The organism is Brachyspira hampsonii (assembly GCF_002214805.1).
Lineage (GTDB): Bacteria > Spirochaetota > Brachyspiria > Brachyspirales > Brachyspiraceae > Brachyspira > Brachyspira hampsonii.
In genome coordinates this window covers 2,596,590-2,614,352 of record NZ_CP019914.1, presented here as the reverse complement: position 1 = coordinate 2,614,352, position 17,763 = coordinate 2,596,590, and the positions used below count along the sequence as shown (strand labels likewise).

At 27.4% G+C, this 17,763-nt stretch carries 16 protein-coding genes; 4 read left to right on the top strand and 12 right to left on the bottom strand.

The annotated features are described in order from the left end of the window. Positions 1-62 precede the first annotated feature (62 nt). From BHAMNSH16_RS11460 to BHAMNSH16_RS11420, 9 genes are all read right to left on the bottom strand, one after another. Entirely contained in the window at positions 63-1,193 is a 1,131-nt protein-coding gene (locus BHAMNSH16_RS11460) for a DUF362 domain-containing protein (RefSeq protein WP_008726481.1), read from the bottom strand. Positions 1,194-1,705: 512 nt separating this feature from the next. After that, entirely contained in the window at positions 1,706-2,704 is a 999-nt protein-coding gene (locus BHAMNSH16_RS11455) for a glycosyltransferase family 2 protein (protein ID WP_069731555.1), read from the bottom strand. Between the two features lie 121 nt (positions 2,705-2,825). After that, positions 2,826-3,653, bottom strand: a complete 828-nt coding sequence (locus tag BHAMNSH16_RS11450) for a thioredoxin fold domain-containing protein (protein WP_069731556.1) — start codon at positions 3,651-3,653, stop codon at positions 2,826-2,828. A 58-nt stretch (positions 3,654-3,711) separates the two neighbouring features. Then, entirely contained in the window at positions 3,712-4,524 is an 813-nt protein-coding gene (locus BHAMNSH16_RS11445) for a thioredoxin fold domain-containing protein (RefSeq protein ID WP_069731557.1), read from the bottom strand. Positions 4,525-4,601: 77 nt separating this feature from the next. Then, positions 4,602-5,660 (bottom strand): tRNA 2-thiouridine(34) synthase MnmA, encoded by a 1,059-nt coding sequence (gene mnmA, locus BHAMNSH16_RS11440; protein WP_069731558.1) that lies wholly within the window; start codon positions 5,658-5,660, stop codon positions 4,602-4,604. Positions 5,661-5,764: 104 nt separating this feature from the next. Beyond that, positions 5,765-6,436 (bottom strand): tetratricopeptide repeat protein, encoded by a 672-nt coding sequence (locus tag BHAMNSH16_RS11435; RefSeq protein WP_069731559.1) that lies wholly within the window; start codon positions 6,434-6,436, stop codon positions 5,765-5,767. A 24-nt stretch (positions 6,437-6,460) separates the two neighbouring features. Continuing rightward, positions 6,461-8,179 carry a BatD family protein gene (locus tag BHAMNSH16_RS11430; protein WP_069731560.1) on the bottom strand — a complete coding sequence of 573 codons (1,719 nt, stop codon included), beginning with the start codon at positions 8,177-8,179 and terminating at the stop codon, positions 6,461-6,463. Beyond that, entirely contained in the window at positions 8,148-9,029 is an 882-nt protein-coding gene (locus BHAMNSH16_RS11425; RefSeq protein WP_008726544.1) for a tetratricopeptide repeat protein, read from the bottom strand. The genes BHAMNSH16_RS11430 and BHAMNSH16_RS11425 overlap by 32 nt, the downstream gene beginning before the upstream one ends. Positions 9,030-9,043: 14 nt before the next feature. Further along, positions 9,044-10,087 carry a vWA domain-containing protein gene (locus BHAMNSH16_RS11420; protein WP_008726546.1) on the bottom strand — a complete coding sequence of 348 codons (1,044 nt, stop codon included), beginning with the start codon at positions 10,085-10,087 and terminating at the stop codon, positions 9,044-9,046. Between the two features lie 235 nt (positions 10,088-10,322). Here BHAMNSH16_RS11420 and BHAMNSH16_RS11415 point away from each other — a divergent pair, with 235 nt between their 5' ends. Continuing rightward, positions 10,323-11,135, top strand: coding sequence for an ATP-binding protein (locus tag BHAMNSH16_RS11415; protein WP_008726549.1), 813 nt, complete (start codon positions 10,323-10,325; stop codon positions 11,133-11,135). 81 nt (positions 11,136-11,216) lie between these two features. On the opposite strand, the gene BHAMNSH16_RS11410 is transcribed toward BHAMNSH16_RS11415, so the two are convergent. Next, positions 11,217-11,711: a CAP domain-containing protein gene (locus BHAMNSH16_RS11410; RefSeq protein ID WP_008726551.1), complete on the bottom strand. Its 495-nt coding sequence runs from the start codon at positions 11,709-11,711 to the stop codon at positions 11,217-11,219. A 250-nt stretch (positions 11,712-11,961) separates the two neighbouring features. Here BHAMNSH16_RS11410 and BHAMNSH16_RS11405 point away from each other — a divergent pair, with 250 nt between their 5' ends. The 3 genes from BHAMNSH16_RS11405 (at position 11,962) to pyrF (ending at position 15,092) form a co-directional block, all read left to right on the top strand. Beyond that, positions 11,962-12,735 carry a dihydroorotate dehydrogenase electron transfer subunit gene (locus BHAMNSH16_RS11405; protein WP_008726553.1) on the top strand — a complete coding sequence of 258 codons (774 nt, stop codon included), beginning with the start codon at positions 11,962-11,964 and terminating at the stop codon, positions 12,733-12,735. A 15-nt stretch (positions 12,736-12,750) separates the two neighbouring features. Then, on the top strand, positions 12,751-13,662 hold the full coding sequence (locus BHAMNSH16_RS11400; RefSeq protein WP_008726555.1) for a dihydroorotate dehydrogenase: 912 nt from the start codon (positions 12,751-12,753) through the stop codon (positions 13,660-13,662). A gap of 74 nt (positions 13,663-13,736) precedes the next feature. Further along, on the top strand, positions 13,737-15,092 hold the full coding sequence (gene pyrF / locus BHAMNSH16_RS11395) for an orotidine-5'-phosphate decarboxylase (RefSeq protein WP_008726557.1): 1,356 nt from the start codon (positions 13,737-13,739) through the stop codon (positions 15,090-15,092). Between the two features lie 50 nt (positions 15,093-15,142). Here pyrF and BHAMNSH16_RS11390 read toward each other — a convergent pair whose 3' ends face one another. Then, on the bottom strand, positions 15,143-15,748 hold the full coding sequence (locus BHAMNSH16_RS11390) for a metal-sensing transcriptional repressor (RefSeq protein WP_008726558.1): 606 nt from the start codon (positions 15,746-15,748) through the stop codon (positions 15,143-15,145). A gap of 175 nt (positions 15,749-15,923) precedes the next feature. After that, a complete protein-coding gene (locus tag BHAMNSH16_RS11385; RefSeq protein ID WP_008726840.1) occupies positions 15,924-17,612 on the bottom strand; it encodes an FAD-dependent oxidoreductase in 1,689 nt (562 codons plus the stop codon). Positions 17,613-17,763: the final 151 nt, after the last annotated feature.

Sequence of the window (17,763 nt, the reverse complement as noted above, 5' to 3'; positions counted from 1 at the left end):
ATAAATATCATACTTAATTATTTAAATTAAGTATGATATTTTTTTATTTTAATTTTTTTATATTAAAATTTTCTTTTTAATACTATCGCTTTATGTGGGCATAATTCCTGACAGCAGTAGCATGATATACAATGTTTATAATAATATTCAGGCGGATAATCTTTACCTTTTTTCTCAAAATTAAGTGCCAATGGTGTTACAGGACAAACCTTGACGCATACTCCGCATTTTACACATTTATTTTTTTCTATTACAGGTTTAGGTATTATAGTTGCAAAAAGTCTTTTAATGATAGGGAATCTGCTTAACTTCATTAAACTTCTTCCTATACCGACACCTTTATGAGGCTTTTTAAAATCTGTTACTTTTACGCTTTCTATACCATCGCCTACAACTTCTATTTCCTCTTTATTTGAAAATCCAAGTTTAAATCCCATTTTTAAAGTAGGTATAGTATTATAATCGAATGATATTATTTGAGAAGCAACATAATCCAAAGCAACTGCATCTGATGATACTATTAAAGCATTAACTTTTCTAGGATTTCCATTTCTAGGTCCGTTTCCTTCCATAGCAAGAATTCCATCCATTATATAAAGCTTAGGATTAACAAGTTTATTCAAATCAAGAAGCATAGTAGAAAAATCTTCAAAATCTGGAAGCTTCAAATGATATTCCGCCTTTCTAAAACCGGGTATGCATCCGAATTGATTTTTTACTGCCCCTGTCATAGTTGTAAGGGCATGCGATTTCAATTTTGGTAAACTTATTATTACATCAGCTTCCTGTATAGGCTTTGCTATAGTAAAACTTTTCTCCTGTACTCCATCATCATAAGTAACTCCTACAGGCTCTTCAAAATCAGCGTATTTAACATTTAATTTATTAGCTATTTCATCTATACCGGACTTCAATGCCACACTGCTTCCCTTACCTATTCCCGGAGAATCTCCATAAGAAATATTTTTAGTTTTTTCCTGAAGTATAGATACAACAGCTTCAAATACTACAGGATGAGTTGTTACGGATCTTTCGGCAGTTTCAGCAGCTAGAAAATTTGGCTTGAGCAATACTTTATCATTTTCTTTAACAAATAAATCTATTCCGCCAATCAAATCTATAGCTTTTTTAACAGCAGATTTTACTTCTTCAAAATCATAATTTTCGCATTTTATTACAGCAACTTTGCTCATAATCTTATCCTCAAATTAAAACTGTATTTATATTATATAAAAATTACTTTAATTGTAAATAGATAAAATTATGAATTATATTAAAAAACAAAATTTATAATTTAAATTTTTATTATTATTAATCTTATTAACCGTGCGTTAATTAAAATAATAATTTTAAAAAAATTTGGGCGGACAGCTAAAACAACAGTTAAAAATTTAAAAGAAATAAAATACAAAAATAACAAAAATGATAGAAAGCCTATAGGGCGGGGTATGTAAATATAGTTTTAAAATTATTTTCATTCCCACCCTCTATATTAGATAATTTATTTTGAATTTTAAATTTTTTCTTTTCTTATTATCTAATTAGAATTTAAAAGCACCAACCCAAGTTTTTATAAGATTTATGATCCATACACCGCACGCAGAGTAAAATTAAAAATATAATATTATTTTAAATTATAATTAGAATAAAAATTGAAGTTCTGTTTAGCGTGCGTTAAAAACTTTTAATCATATTTTAAATGATTTTATTTATCATTCTCGTAATATTTGTATCTGTTTTCTCTATATCGTATAGATACATCTTTTCCGAATAGTGTAAATCTTATATAATTATATTTGCATTTTATTTTACTATAATACTCTTTGATTGTATCAGACTCTATAAGAATAATAAACTCTTTAGAAAAATATTTGTTATAATCTTCTGTACTTATATTTTTTATGACTTTATTTAAAGTGGATTTTATTATATCAAAAACTTTTCTCTCATCTTCAACTGTAAAATTTTTTGTTCTAAAAGCTAAAAATGCCTCGCCTTCTATATATTTAGCAAACGATAATGACTTGCTTTCCCAAAAATTATATTTAGTATAGAAATCTTCTAATATCTCAAACCACTTTGGTATAGCATTAACTAAAATAAAAGGTTCTTTAACTGCTCTTTGCGAATCCTGACCAGGTCTTTTTACATAATGATAATTTGTATTATAAACAAAACTAACATTCTTAGTATACATTAGAAGTTCATGTGAGAATATACCATCTTCTCCCGGCTGAACATTTAAAGGATATCTTAAATATTTATAATTATCTAATACGGACTTTTTTATAAACATAGAACAAGTAGGAAGTGCTGAATGATAATCTTTATTTACCCTTTTATCCAAATTCCAAAAAGTGCTTAATACCACTAAATCGCTGTTATTCTTTTTAGAATTATTATAAAAAACTTCAATAAAATCATTATCTATATAATCATCACTGTCCATAAAGAATATATATTCACCCTTTGATTTTTCTATACCGTCATTTCTTGCAGCAGATACTCCGGCATTTTTTTTATCTATTATAATGATTCTATTATCTTTATATGCATACTCTTTTAATATTTCTAGAGAATCATCAGTAGAACCATCATTAATACATATTATTTCTAAATCCTTGTATGTTTGATTAACCGCACTATCCAAGCAAGTCCTCAAATATTTTGAAACATTATAAACAGGAATTATTATACTAATCATAATATTTTATATCCGTATCAACTTAAATTTATTATATTATAACAAATTATTTTTTAAAGTACATCATATAAAAAAGAGAGGCTTAAAAATAGCCCCTCTTTTAAAATTTATTTAATAATAATTAATTAGTTTCATTGATATATGATAATAAATTTTCGTACTGCACTTTCATATTCTCAGGAACCTTAGGATCATCAAGAAGTTTCTCTAAATATTTTTTAGGCTCATCTTTTTCTCCTGCCAATGCCATCATAACTGCTTTATAATAATGAGCTACATAAACCTCTTCAGAATTAGGATAATTTTTTATTATATCATCAAAATATTTATTAGCATTATCGTAATCCTTTTTCTGTGCCTTTATTAAACCAAAACCAAGTAAATATTTAGGCATTTTTTCTTTAGATATAGCTTTTTTCTGAATTAAAGCATCATATATCTTTTGAGATTCTGTTTCATTACCTGATTCCATATATAAATCTAATTTTTCCAAAGTAGGTTCTTTATTTGCCAATACAGAATTTACTTTATCCAATTTTTCTATAGCACTTTTCATATAAGGAACAAATTTTTCCCACTCAACATATCCTCCTACATTTTCTAATATAAAACCATCAGCACTTATAAAAAGTATTGTAGGAAAACCTTGTACACCATATCTCTGAGCTATCTTTGCTCCTTCTTCTGAAGTTTCAGGATTCAATTTAATAGAAACCATTTTTTTGGCAGCATCTATAACATCTTTATGTGAATAAGTATTTTTATCCAATTCCTTACACCAAGTACACCAATCAGTATAAACATCTATCATTATAGGCATATTCTTCTCTTTAGCTTTCTTCATAGCGGTAGCCAAATCTTTTTCCCATTTTATCTCAGCACTTGCCTTATTACAAGAAACAATAGAGATAAATATCATTATAGAAATAATCAATGTATTTTTATTCATAGTTTTCTCCTTTTTTTATTATACTATTATAAAGTATTTTAATAATAAAACAATATATTTAATTGGAACTAAAATAATTTATAAAGTCCAGATATTCATTTTTTATTCCGTCTGGTACTTGATTAGTGAGATTTTCTATATATTTTATACCTTCATTTGTCTGAGCATTATTAATTATCATATCCAAAGCCTTATAATAATGAGCTATATAAACTTCATTATAATTGCTGTATTTACTTATTATCTCATTAAAATATTTCATTCCTTCATCTTGTTTATCATTATCTAAAAGCAAAAGAGCAATACTTGACATATACCTAGCCATTTTATCTTCAGGTATTTTATTTTCTTCTGTAAGTTTATTATACATATCCAAAGCTTCATTATCATAACCTGATTCAAGATAAATATCTAACTTATCTAATGAAATATTATCATCTTTGAATATGGTATTTACTCTATCATTTCTTTCTTTCATACTATTCATTTCATTTATTAATTCATCGCTTTCAATATAACCAACTATTCTCTTTAAAATAAATCCATCGCTATTAATAAAAAGCATAGTAGGAAAACCTAATATATTATATTTTTTTAGTATATCTTTTCCATTAGGCATTTTTTCAGGATTGAATTTTAATGCTATAAAATTTGTGCTGCTATCAGCTACATTTTTATTTTTAAAAACATTTTTATCCATTTCCTTGCATGCCCCGCACCAATCCGTATATATATCCATCATTATTATTTTATTTTCAGACTTTGATTTTTCAACTGATACATCAAAATCACTTTCCCAATTTATTTTTACGGCATTAGAGCATGACAAAAACAAAATAAAACTAAATATCATAATATATAATTTATTCATCTGATATTTTCCTTAAACTATATTCTCTATTAAAAAATCTCTCATATATAAAAACAATAAAATCATATAAATGTAAATCAATAAACAATACCGCCGCATAAAGTTATATCATTATCATAACATACGCATGACTGACCTTTAGCTATAATACCTGTAGGTTCATGAAATTTTATATTAATAGTATTTTCATCTATTGGAATAACAAGAGCCATAGTACCTTTATGAGCACTTCTTGTTTTTACTAATGCTTCAAATTCTTTTTGTATAGGTTCAGCTATCCAATTAACATCATATATTTTTACTTCATCAACCAATGTATGATTTTTATTTCCAACATAAACTGTATTTGTTTCACTGTCCAATGATACTATAAATAGAGGTTCTTTATAAGCTATACCTAAACCCTTTCTCTGCCCTACTGTATAATGCCATATTCCTTTATGATGCCCCAATATTTCATTAGTATCTATATTTATTATGTTACCTTCTTTATCTTCATCAAATAATCTATGATATTCTCCAGCAAAAAAATCCTGACTTTCACTCTTTTCAGCAACATCCAAATTATAGCCTCTTGCAATGTTTCTTGTATCTTCCTTTGTATTTTCATGCATGGGAAAAATTATTTTAGATAATTGATCTTGAGTGAGCCTGTACAAAAAATAAGACTGATCTTTTATTAAATTTTTTCCCCTTAAAAGAAGATATCTTTTAGTATTTTCATCGTATTTGACGCCAGCATAATGCCCTGTAGCAAATTTATCGAATTCTAAACCTTGCTTTTCTATAGCCTCAAATAAAGCCATAAATTTAATCTGACTGTTGCACATTATGCAAGGGTTTGGAGTAAATCCTTTTTTATAAGATTCTGTAACATAATCTATAACTTTTTTCTGAAACATCTCACTTACATCGAATGCATAATAATCTATACCTATTGCCTTTGCATATTTTTCGCATTCCTCTACAATATTTTTCTGATAAGGACTATAACAAGAACCGCTTAAAGGTGCTCTTTCATCTCCATTCCATAAAAGCATAGTAACACCGAATACCTCATTACCTTGTTCTTTTAAGAGTTTTGCCGTAGTAGTAGAATCAACTCCTGCACTCATTCCAACTGCTATTTTTTGCATACTACTCTCCTTTTATTCTTTATATAATAAAACTATATAATATTTAATTTAATAAAAATTACAAATAAAGGAAATATTTTAAATTTATACGGGAATATTATTTTTTATATTTTTTCGGCAGAGCTTTTACTTATCCAGCCCTTAAAGTTACCTTTCACATAGTACCAATTAGTATACTCTTCAATCACTCTCAATTTTTCGCCTTCGGATATTTGAGAAACTATAGATGATTTAGTACTGCTGCCGCTGTATAAATTGGCATTATTTACAGTTATTACATAATCAGAATTTATATTATTATTTAATATAATAGCGGGTATTAAAAGAACTATAGAAAGCATTAATAAAAATTTATTTATCTTTTTTCTCTTTATAAATATCAAAATCATCAAAGTAAAAAATATTAAAAACAATATTAAAAATCCATACATAATAACTATAATTTGAGAATCATAATCATTATTTCCTGTTAATGAATTTATCATAATTTTTATTTCCTTATCAAAAGGCGATATATTCAAAGCCTTTTCATAATAAAGAACAGCATATCCATTGCTTCCAATAGCCGCATAAGATGAAGCTAAATTATAATACAAATCTTTTGAAACAAAATTAGATGCAGCAATATCTTTATATAAATAATTAGCTTCTAAATATTTACCGTCATTATAAAGTTTATTAGCAGATTCAAATAAATTATTTAATCTGTCTAAATCAAAAGCACTATATAAATAATACGATTGAAAAAGCAGAAATGTTATAATTAATTTTTTCATGTCAATATATACCTATCATAAAATTCATTTTTTAATTTTTAATTCTTTTATATATTTTATTAACTCTATTGATTTTGTATGATAATCTTCATTGCCTGAAGATTTTCCTGAATATAATTCAAAGTTACATCTGTCAATTATATTTTTTATTTCATCAGCCTTTTCATAATCAATATAATCTTTTAATTTATCATAAAAAACATTATCATATTGTATATTAAATTTATTATTTATTTCAGTTAATAAAAGATTTTCTACAGATTTGCAGTATTCCTTTCGATTATTAGAATTATAATAATTTAAAATATCATTTATACTATTATCTTTATTATCTTTTTTAGCCAATGAAAATTTTATATTACTAAATCTTTTAGCATTATAAATAATCAAAGCAGCAATTATCAATATTAATATATAAATATAAACTATATTAATACTTAATACTTTAAAATTTTTATCTTCTTTCAGATATGTATCTCTCACCGCTATTGTATTTATTTCTTCACCGTCATTATTAACAAATGAATTATTATTAATTTTATTTCCTGATATTGTTAAACTTATTGGATTAGAATGTATATTAGTATAAGCTTTATCATTAGGAGAGAAATAACAGAAATTAATACCAGCAATCGAAGAAGCCCCTTCATTTTTAGCTACTAAAATATACTCCTTAACTTTTCTGCCAAGCATTTTATTATCATCAAACCAATTAGTTTCATATATTTTAGGCTGATAAACAGAAAAATAATTTGTAATATTATCATTAATATTCGGCATTGTTATTATAGAAGTATTACCCTCACCGGTAACTTCCATTGTAATTAAAAGCTCCTCTCCGACAGCAACATTAGTTTTATTTGCCTTTGCAGTAAAAATAAAATTTCCTACTGCACCTGAAAAATTTTCAAAACCTTTTTTATCAGGAAGCGGAATAACTTTTACAGAAAAAGTATCTTCTCCGTACTGTACTCTGTCATAAAACATACCGTCTTTTTCAAAAACAAATGGAGTAGTTAATATATTCTTTGTACCTGTTTTTACAGGATAAAGCACTTCTCTTTTTAATGGTATGCTGCTTACTCTCTTTCCATCTATTATTTCAGTAAAAGTATTATACTTTGAAGAATCTGAATATGAAATAAAATCTGTTCTGTCAGGTATCTTAGAAAAACCAAGCACTGTAACAGGAATATGAGTATAAGCCTTTTGTGTTATGTATATAGGCTCATACAGATATACTTCTTTTTTATTAATAATATTATCCACATATATATCATCTGAATAATTCATAAAATCATTAAATCTGTTTCCGCTTGGAGTATAAGAATCATCATTTCTAGTAGGAGCATTTACAACTTCTATTTCTACAGGATTGGATATATAAGTTCTATTATTAATTTTTACAGTTATATTATCAAATTTATATTTACCTTCGATGTTAGCAACATAAGTAAAATTATATGTTTTTATAGATTTGAAAGTGCCTGAAGAATACATCATATTTATTGACTGAGATGTACCTCTTAATGTAAGTCCCGGCATATCATCTATTAAAACTCTTCCTGTACTATTATCTATGGTTACTGATACAGTGAATACCTCGCCTACACCAACTTTAGTGTCCGATATTTTCGCATTTATGCTGGTTTGAGAAAATAAAGATGAGCAAGCAATAAAAAATACTGCCAATATATATTTTAAAGCTGTATTACCAATCCTTATCAATTCTGCCTCCGCCATAATACTGATCTCCATTATCTTTATCTTTTCTGTACTGCCTTAAAGATTCTAATAATCTGTCTATATCAGATTTACTGTCCTGATTGTCATTTTGATTATTATCTCCACCATTATTATTCTGATTATCCTGATTATTATCCCCACCATTGTTATTCTGATTATCATTATTTCCGTTGCTATTTTGGTTATTTTGATTTTGCTGATTATCGTTGTTCTGATTGTCCTGATTATTTTGATTATCGCTATTTTGATTGCCTTGATTATCATTATTCTGATTATCTTGATTATTTTGATCATTATTTCCTGAACCGCTATTATTATTATCGCTTTGTCCGTCCTGATTCTGATCTTGATTCTGCTGAGAGCTTGGACCTGTATTGTTATTCTGCTTTTGTTCTTCTAATTTTTTCTGTGCATATTCTAATGCCATTTTGGAATTGTTATCATTAGGAGTATTCACAAGAGATTCTACCAATTCATTTATGGCACCCTGATAATCCTTCATTTCAATTCTAGTTAGTCCTGCATTATAATGTACTGAACTTTTCATTTCTTTACTAGTATTATCTGTAAAACTTTTTTTAGCCATATCAAATAATTGTACAGCACTGTTCATATCTCCTATAGAAGACATAGTAGTACCCATATTATAAAATATTTCAGGCGAATTTGGTACTTTGCTTAAAGCCTTTTCATATAAAGTTACCGCTCCGTCATAATCTCCTTTCTTCATAAGTCTGTTTGCTCTGTCCACATCAAGTTTTGCAGTAAACTCATTGAATGAAAAAGCATATATATTTGAAATAAAGCTGAATAAAAATATTATAATTAATAAACTGCATTTTTTCATTTTAATAATTCCTCTTAATAATTACTAACTTCAGATTTTCTATTGAGTATTTTTTCTTTTATTATTTTCTTTTTAATAGTTTCTCTCACCTTTAATTGAGTTAAAATACTGAATATACTTGCCAAAAATATCAAACCTGCAGAAATAGCTAAAAATATTTGAAATCTTTCTTTATAGCTTCTATTATTTCTCACAGATGAAACACTATCCATATTCTGCTTCATATCATTAAATATACTTTCAAGCGAAACATTTTCTGCAATATAGCTTTTTCCATGAGTGGAATCAGCTATTAACTTTAATGTATTATCATCTCTTTTTGAAATAACAGATTTTTCTCTTACTCCTAAATCGGTACTTATGCTAGCACCTGCTTCAGTCCCGACACCGACAGTATATACACTGACATTCATCTCATTTAATTGTTTTAATATGTCATCAAAATAACCGCCATGATCTTCACCATCAGTTATCAAGATAATAGATTTTTTACTAACCGCATCTACATTAAAAGTATTTTTAGCAGTAACTAAAGCATCTGATATTCTAGTACCTTGCAAAGTAACAGATTTAGTTGTCAAATTATCAAGTATATAAGTAAAAGTTTCCATATCCTGAGTAAAAGGCGAAGCTATAAAACTTGTTCCTGCAAAACCAACTAATGCTACAGATAAATTATCGGTTGTTTTTATAAATTTTTCTATTTCTAATTTAGCCCTTTCAAGTCTGGAAGGCCATACATCATCAGCATCCATAGATCTTGATAAATCTAATGCTATAGTTACCATGTAATTATCTGTTTTTATTTTCTGCTCTATTATTCCCCATTTAGGCTGCATCAAAGCAAATATTAAGCTGGCAGATGCAAGTATCATAAATATAATAGAAAATATTCTTAAATTTGATATTCTTTTATAGTTTTTATCATTTTGAAAATTCAAGTTTTTAGTAAATATTGACAAAACCTTATGTACTTTTCTCCTTGACATAATAAATAAAATTATAAGTACAGGAATAAATACATACAAAATTATAAATTTAAAATCTCCAAAAAACATACTGTTTCCATTTATATAAAATATTGTTAATATTATACCTATATTTAGTATAATATCAATATGCTAATCTTTGATAATAATAACCATTATGTTTAAAATATATTAAAAAACTATGCTGTGATTTTTAATTAATATGTTGCCTTAGCAATAGAATTTTATATATAAATATTCTATTATTGCTCCTAAAAGATATCATAAAATAATAGAGCATATTGTAAATGAGAGGATATTGTAAATGAAAAGAAGAATAATAAAAATTGATGAAGATAAATGTACAGGATGCGGAGTATGTATACCTGATTGTCCGGAAGGAGCATTACAGATAATAGACGGAAAAGCAAGACTTATAAGCGATTTATTCTGCGATGGGCTTGGTGCTTGTATAAAGGCTTGCCCTGAAAATGCTATGGAAATAGAAGAGAGAGAAGCCGAAGAATATGATGAAAGAAAAGTAATGGAAAATATTGTAAAAGGCGGAGTTAATGTCATAAAAGCACATCTTGAACATTTAAGAGATTATGGTGAAGATAAGCTCTTTAATGAAGCTGTAAACTATTTAAAAGATAATAATATGGAGGTTCCTAACATGGAAGAAAATAAACATTGCGGTTGTCCCGGAAGTATGCAAAAAGATATGAGAAATCAATTCAGAGGAGAAAATAATAATAATATACAAATGAGTTCTGAATTAAGAAATTGGCCTATACAATTAAAATTAATGAACCCTAATGCTAATTATTTAGATAATGCAGATTTATTAATAGCTGCAGACTGTGTGCCTTTTTCTTATCCTAATTTTCATTCAAGATTTTTGAAAAATAAAACTCTTTTAATGTTCTGTCCTAAACTAGATACATATATAGATGAATATATAGAAAAATTAACTAATATATTTACAAATAAAAATATAAAATCTATATCTATAGTAAGAATGGAAGTTCCTTGCTGCGGAGGAGTTGAAATGATAGTGCAGAAGGCTCTTGAAATTGCTAATAAAAATATAATAATTAAAGAATATGTAATTTCAATAGACGGAAATATAATTTAATAATATATTTAAATATAGTTTAATAAATATAAAAAATACTATTCTCTCATAAATAAAGAAGATAGTATTTTTTATTTTTAATTAAATAAAAGAATCACTCAAAAAGATCTGAACCCAATACTTACTTCCATTATACTCATAAACCCCAATACCAATGGTTGTATAATAATCAGCTAAAATATTGTCTTTATGTCCTTGAGAGTTCATCCAAGCATTCATAGCTGAAGAAGCACTTTCCCTCATAGCAACTATATTCTCTCCTCTAATATAAGCTTTTGAATTAAACCCATATTCATCAAGCACTGTATCCCATTCTCTTCCGTCAGGTCTTACATGATCATATTTATCTACTATTTCTTTAGCTCTTTGGTTTGCAGCTTCGCATAATTTGGCATCTAATTTGTATTCTGTAAGTCCTGCTTTTATTCTTTCTTGATTAACCAAGCCGAATACTGCCTGAGCATCAGGACTTATTGAATTATTATTATTTGAAGTGTCATTATTACTAGGATTAGTAGCAGTATTATTACAAGATATTATCACCAGCAATAAAAAAATTAAAATATAGTTTTTCATTTTACACCTTTTAAACCTTTGTTTTATATAATTTTTAATATAACAATTTTATTTATAATATCAATAGCAAAATAAAATTATTTTAATGCCGTACTTGAATTTTTACAGATATATGATATATTCGATTTTCATGAAAGATATTATTATTTTTTGCATAATAATTTTTAAAAAATAGATTTTCAAAGAATACAATCTTCTATAAAAAGAAGGTGTATTCTTTTTTTATAGAAAAAAATTGAAAGGTACAAAAATGTTTTTAGAAGATTGCATTATAACAGATAATATACAAATATCAGATGATAAGTATTTACTTAAAGTAAAGTCTAAAGAAAGCTTTAAACATGCAAAAGAAGGTCAATTTTTCATGCTTAAAAGCAGTACATTTTTAAGACGCCCTATAAGTATTCATTATATTGATAATGATATATTAGAATTTTATTATCAAGTAAAGGGTGAAGGCACAAAATATTTATCAAAGTTAGAAAAAGATGATATTATTAATATTCAAGGACCTTTGGGTAATGGATTTAACAGCGAAATAAAAGATAAAAAAATATTATTAGCAGCAGGCGGAATGGGAATAGCTCCATTTAAATTATTAATAGAAAAATTATTAAAAAATAATAACTCTATAACTTTAATAATGGGCGGAGCTAATGAAAATGCAATAAAAATAATAACAAGATTTGATACAAGCAGTATTGACTTATATATCACAACAGATGACGGCTCTGTGGGAGATAAATGCAATACAGTAGACAAAACAAAAGAATTATTAAAACAAAAAAATTTTGATATTATATATACATGCGGACCTACTGTTATGATGAAAGGAATAGTAAATATAGCTAATGAGAATAATGTACTTTGCTATGCTTCTCTTGAAGAGAGAATGGCTTGCGGCGTTAATGCATGTTTGGGATGCAATATAGAAATAAAAGATGAAAAATCAGAAAATGGGTACATACTAAAAAAAGTTTGTCATGACGGACCTGTATTTGATTCTAAATTATTAAATATTTAAATAACGGATACTATTATGAGTAAATTAAATATAAACTTTTTAGGAAAAGAATTAAAAAATAATGTTATAACCTCTTCAGGCTGTTTCGGATTCGGAGAAGAATATAATAATTATTTTGATGTTAATAAACTTGGAGCAGTTAATTTAAAAGGAATAACATTAAATAAAAAAGACGGTAATAAAGGAACAAGAATAGCAGAAACTCCATCTGGTATGATAAACTGTATAGGGCTTGAAAATCCGGGAATAGAATATTTTAAAAATAATATAGTAAAAAATATAAAATATGATACTCCTATAATTTTAAATATAAACGGAGCTTCTATAGAAGAATACATGAAAGTTGCTGAAATAGCAAATGAAATAGAAAGAGTAGATTTTGTAGAACTTAATATATCATGCCCAAATGTAAAGAATGGAGGAATGGCTTTTGGGGCAAGCTGTGAAAGTGCAGAATCCACCACTAAAGCTGTAAAAAAACTTCTCACCAAAAAACCTCTTATAGTAAAATTATCTCCTAATGTTACAGATATAGCAAGCATAGCAAAAAGTGTAGAAAATGCAGGTGCTGACAGTGTATCGCTTGTTAATACTTTTTTATCAATGAAAATAGATACTAAAACAAGAAAACCTCTTTTAGGAAATATATTCGGAGGATTATCAGGAGCTTGTATAAGACCTATAGCTGTAAGAATGGTTTATCAGGTGTATAAAGCTGTGAAAATTCCTATTGTAGGTATGGGAGGCATTACAAATTATAATGATGCTTTAGAGTTTATATTTGCCGGTGCTTCTTTGGTCTCTATAGGTTCAGGTATATTTTCTAACCCTGTGCTTCCTATAGAAGTTATTAATGGAATAGATAATTACCTTAAAGAAAATAATATAGATAATATAAAAGATATAATAGGAGCTGCACATTTATAACTTTTATATTTCAAATAAAAAGTCGATTCTTATTTGAAATAATTTAATATATAAAAACTATAAAAGGATAAATTATGACAAAATTAAGTGAAAATCCAAAAGAAAGATTAATTATAGCATTAGATTTTAATTCTATGGGAGAGGCGACCAAACTTATAGATGAGCTTGGAGACGAGGCTGTATTTTATAAAGTAGGTCTAGAACTCTTTTTGTACACAAAAGGAGAAATAATAGAATATTTGGCCAGCAAAAACAAAAAAGTATTTTTAGATTTAAAATTCCATGATATACCAAATACAACCGCTATGGCTTCATTATTTGCTGCTAAACAAAATGTATTTATGTTTAATGTACATACTAGCGGCGGTAAAAAAATGATGGAAAAAACTGTGCAGGAGATAAAAAAACTTAATAAGGACAATTTAATAATAGGAGTAACAATACTTACAAGTCTTTCTGAAAATGATGTAAAAAATATGTTCAGCTCTAATTTGGCACTTACAGATTTAGCTGTTAATTGGGCTAAATTAGGAAAAGAATCAGGACTTGACGGAGTGGTATGTTCTCCTAAAGAAGCTGCTGTAATAAAAAGAGAATGCGGGGAGAATTTCAGAACAATTTGTCCGGGAGTGAGACCTAAATGGGCAAGTACTGATGATCAGGAAAGAGTTATGACTCCTAAAGAAGCTATTGAAAACGGCTGTGATTATCTTGTTGTTGGAAGACCTATTACAAGAAATGAAGACAGGGTTAAAGCCTGCAAAATGATAGTTGAAGAAATTGCTGAAGGTATGGAGAACAATAAAAAAGCAAAATCTAAATTAATAGCTAGTGCTTTACTAAATACTAAAGCAGTTAAACTTAATGTTAAAGAGCCTTTTACATTTGTATCAGGAATAAAAAGCCCTATATACTGTGATAATAGATATGTAATAGGATTTCCTAAAGAAAGAAAGATTATAGTTGATGCTTTTGTAAATATTTTAAAAGATAAAGAATTCGATGTTATAGCTGGTACTGCCACAGCAGGAATACCATGGGCTTCTTTCATCGCTTACGAACTTAACAAGCCTTTATGCTATATAAGAGCTGAAAAAAAGGAATATGGCAGAGGAAAACAGATAGAAGGTGCTGAATGTAACGGCAAAAAATTAATATTGATAGAAGATTTGATTTCTACAGGCGGAAGTTCTATAAAAGCATTTGAAGCAGCTAAAGCTGAAGGGGCTATAGGGCTTGAAATTATAGCGATATTCTCTTATGAATTTGAAAAAGCATATAAAAACTTTGAAGAAGCCGGCATTAAATTTTCATCTCTTTCTAATTTCTCATCTCTTATGGAAATAGCTAAAGATGAAAAATATATAACAGAAGAAGAATTATCTAAGGCTTTGGAATGGAATAAAAATCCGGATTCTTGGGGTAAATAAATAAAAAAATAAATAAAAAGCAAGGGATTAATCCCTTGCTTAAAAAACAATTACTTTATGAGTTTTCTCATATATCTAAAGAAATCATCTTTTTCTTTAGGCGAAATCATACATGTATTCAAAAATACTTCCATAATTTCCTGATTAACACTTCCCATAGCAGCCTTAACAGCTAAAGACTGATTAAGTATATCTCCGCAATATTCACCTTTAGCAAGCATTTTTTTCATTCCTTTAATTTGACCTTCAATTCTGTTTAATCTGATAATAAGTCTTTTTCTTCTTTCTACAGCTTCTTCTCTATCAAATTTAGAAACCCTATTATTATCTCCAAAATGTTTACTCCAAGCTTTTAATCCTCCTTCTAATATATAAAGATTTTTGAAGCCCTCTTCTTTCATATATTCAGCTGCTTTCATACTTAATTTACCAACCGAGCAATATAATAAATATGGTGTTTCTTTATCTAATTTAGATATTTCTCTTTTAAACACTCTTGGCTTAAGGAAATCCATAGAAACAGAATCTTCAATCATACCTTCATAATTATGTTCCATTTCCGTTCTTACATCTAATATTACTATATTGTCTGTACTATTGATGATTTCATCGGCTTCAGAAGGAGATAATATTTTTAAATCATTTTCTATTAACATATTTCAATCCTTGTTAAAAGTATACATTTGTATTATATAATATAATACAAAAAAAATAAAATTATAAAACATTTTTTTATAAAAAAATTTGAATTTATACATTTATAACAAAAAAAGAGCCATTTAATAAAAAAATAGCTCTTTATATTTATTATTAAGGTATACAAATATAAATTTATCCAAAATATCCTGTTAATATAGGTTTTCTTCCTGTAGTTTTATCATTAAAATATTCATATTGTGATAAGCCTACAAATCCGCCTGAAACATTAACAACATTATTGAATCCTATATTCTGAAGTATTTTGCATGCCGTATAGCTAGTTAAACCTGTTTTGCAAGTTACATATACTGTTTTATCTTTAGGTATCTCATTATATCTGCTTCTTAAAGCCCCAAGAGGTATATTAACAGCTTTTTCTAAATGTCCTACCGCAAAATCTTCAGGCGGTCTTACATCTAAGAAATAAGAATCTTTTTCTACTAATTCTCTTACTTGGCTGAAATGAACCTGTTTATAATCTCCATTTCTTAAATTAGAAGCAACATAACCAGCAAAATTAACAACATCTTTAGCAGTGCCGAATGAAGGAGCATAGCATAATTCTAAATCTTTAAGATCATCTATAGTTCCGCCTAATTTGATAATAGTTGCTATAACATCTATTCTCTTATCAACATTTCCTTTACCTATAGCCTGAGCACCTAGTACTTTTCCTGTAGGAACTTCATATATTAGTTTAAAATGCATCAATCTTGCATTAGGCATAATTGATACGCCGTCAAAAGGAATAATTTCTACAGTATCATAATCAATATTCAAATTCATAGTTTTAATGAATCCTTCAGAAAGCCCTGTAGAAGCTCCATTATATCCGAATACTTTAATAACTGATGAACTTATAAATCCTCTGTTATCAACTGTTCGTCCATTAATATGATCAGCAACAGCCCTAGCCTGTTTCTGAGCCGGACCTGCTAAAGGAAGTCTGTAATAATCATTGAATAAAGGACTATATACTTCTATAGCATCTCCAACTGCATAAATATCTTTATCATTAGTCCTATAAGTAGAATCAACTTTTATAGCCTTAGTTTTTCCTAATTCTATTCCTGCCTTGACAGCAATATCAGTTTCAGGAGCAACGCCTATAGCAAGAATAACAGCATCCGCCTCTATTTTCTTACCTGAAGCTAAAATAACTGTATTTGTATCGAAGCTATCAACTTTATCATTAACTATTAAATTAACACCATTGTCCATAATTTCTCTGTGAAGAATTTGAACCATATCATAATCAAAAGGCTTCATTATCTGAGGCAATGCTTCTACAATAGTTACATCATATCCTACCTTTTTTAAATTCTCAGCCATCTCAATACCTATAAATCCGCCGCCTATAACAGATACCTTAGCATTTGGCTTTCCATTAAGAAAATTATGTATTTTGCTTATATCAACAACATTCCTTACTGTAAATACATTAACTTTTTCGATTCCTTTTATAGAAGGAACTATAGGCTTAGCCCCCATTGAAAGTATAAGTTTATCATAGCTTTCTCTATATTCTCTGCCTTCAGATACAACTACAACCTCTTTATTTTTCCTGTCTATAGCAACAACTTCGCTATTAACTCTTGCATCTACATTGAATTGTTTTAAAAATTTCTCAGGATTCATCAAAAGTAAAGTTTCTTCATTTGGGATAAGTCCTCCTATATGATAAGGAAGAGAGCAATTAGAAAAAGATACATGAGGACCTTTCTCAAACATTATTATTTTATCTTCTTCATTCAATCTTCTAAGTCTTGCAGCTGCAGAAGCACCGCCTGCAACACCACCTACTATTAATATTTTTTTCATAGCAAAAAACTCCCTGATAATATTTTATATTATATACCTAGTATATGTATTATTAAAAAATAAGTCAATATTTTTTAATAAAAAATATCATAATACTATATTAAATAATATTACTTATATTTTCTCTTAAATTTCCAATTATAAAAATTAA

Bases quoted from the DNA above. Each gene is read 5' to 3' on its own strand.
- BHAMNSH16_RS11460 (WP_008726481.1), bottom strand. From the start codon at position 1,193: ATGAGCAAAGTTGCTGTAATAAAATGCGAAAATTATGATTTTGAAGAA.
- BHAMNSH16_RS11455 (WP_069731555.1), bottom strand. From the start codon at position 2,704: ATGATTAGTATAATAATTCCTGTTTATAATGTTTCAAAATATTTGAGG.
- BHAMNSH16_RS11450 (WP_069731556.1), bottom strand. From the start codon at position 3,653: ATGAATAAAAATACATTGATTATTTCTATAATGATATTTATCTCTATT.
- BHAMNSH16_RS11445 (WP_069731557.1), bottom strand. From the start codon at position 4,524: ATGAATAAATTATATATTATGATATTTAGTTTTATTTTGTTTTTGTCA.
- mnmA (WP_069731558.1), bottom strand. From the start codon at position 5,660: ATGCAAAAAATAGCAGTTGGAATGAGTGCAGGAGTTGATTCTACTACT.
- BHAMNSH16_RS11435 (WP_069731559.1), bottom strand. From the start codon at position 6,436: ATGAAAAAATTAATTATAACATTTCTGCTTTTTCAATCGTATTATTTA.
- BHAMNSH16_RS11430 (WP_069731560.1), bottom strand. From the start codon at position 8,179: ATGGCGGAGGCAGAATTGATAAGGATTGGTAATACAGCTTTAAAATAT.
- BHAMNSH16_RS11425 (WP_008726544.1), bottom strand. From the start codon at position 9,029: ATGAAAAAATGCAGTTTATTAATTATAATATTTTTATTCAGCTTTATT.
- BHAMNSH16_RS11420 (WP_008726546.1), bottom strand. From the start codon at position 10,087: ATGTTTTTTGGAGATTTTAAATTTATAATTTTGTATGTATTTATTCCT.
- BHAMNSH16_RS11415 (WP_008726549.1), top strand. From the start codon at position 10,323: ATGAAAAGAAGAATAATAAAAATTGATGAAGATAAATGTACAGGATGC.
- BHAMNSH16_RS11410 (WP_008726551.1), bottom strand. From the start codon at position 11,711: ATGAAAAACTATATTTTAATTTTTTTATTGCTGGTGATAATATCTTGT.
- BHAMNSH16_RS11405 (WP_008726553.1), top strand. From the start codon at position 11,962: ATGTTTTTAGAAGATTGCATTATAACAGATAATATACAAATATCAGAT.
- BHAMNSH16_RS11400 (WP_008726555.1), top strand. From the start codon at position 12,751: ATGAGTAAATTAAATATAAACTTTTTAGGAAAAGAATTAAAAAATAAT.
- pyrF (WP_008726557.1), top strand. From the start codon at position 13,737: ATGACAAAATTAAGTGAAAATCCAAAAGAAAGATTAATTATAGCATTA.
- BHAMNSH16_RS11390 (WP_008726558.1), bottom strand. From the start codon at position 15,748: ATGTTAATAGAAAATGATTTAAAAATATTATCTCCTTCTGAAGCCGAT.
- BHAMNSH16_RS11385 (WP_008726840.1), bottom strand. From the start codon at position 17,612: ATGAAAAAAATATTAATAGTAGGTGGTGTTGCAGGCGGTGCTTCTGCA.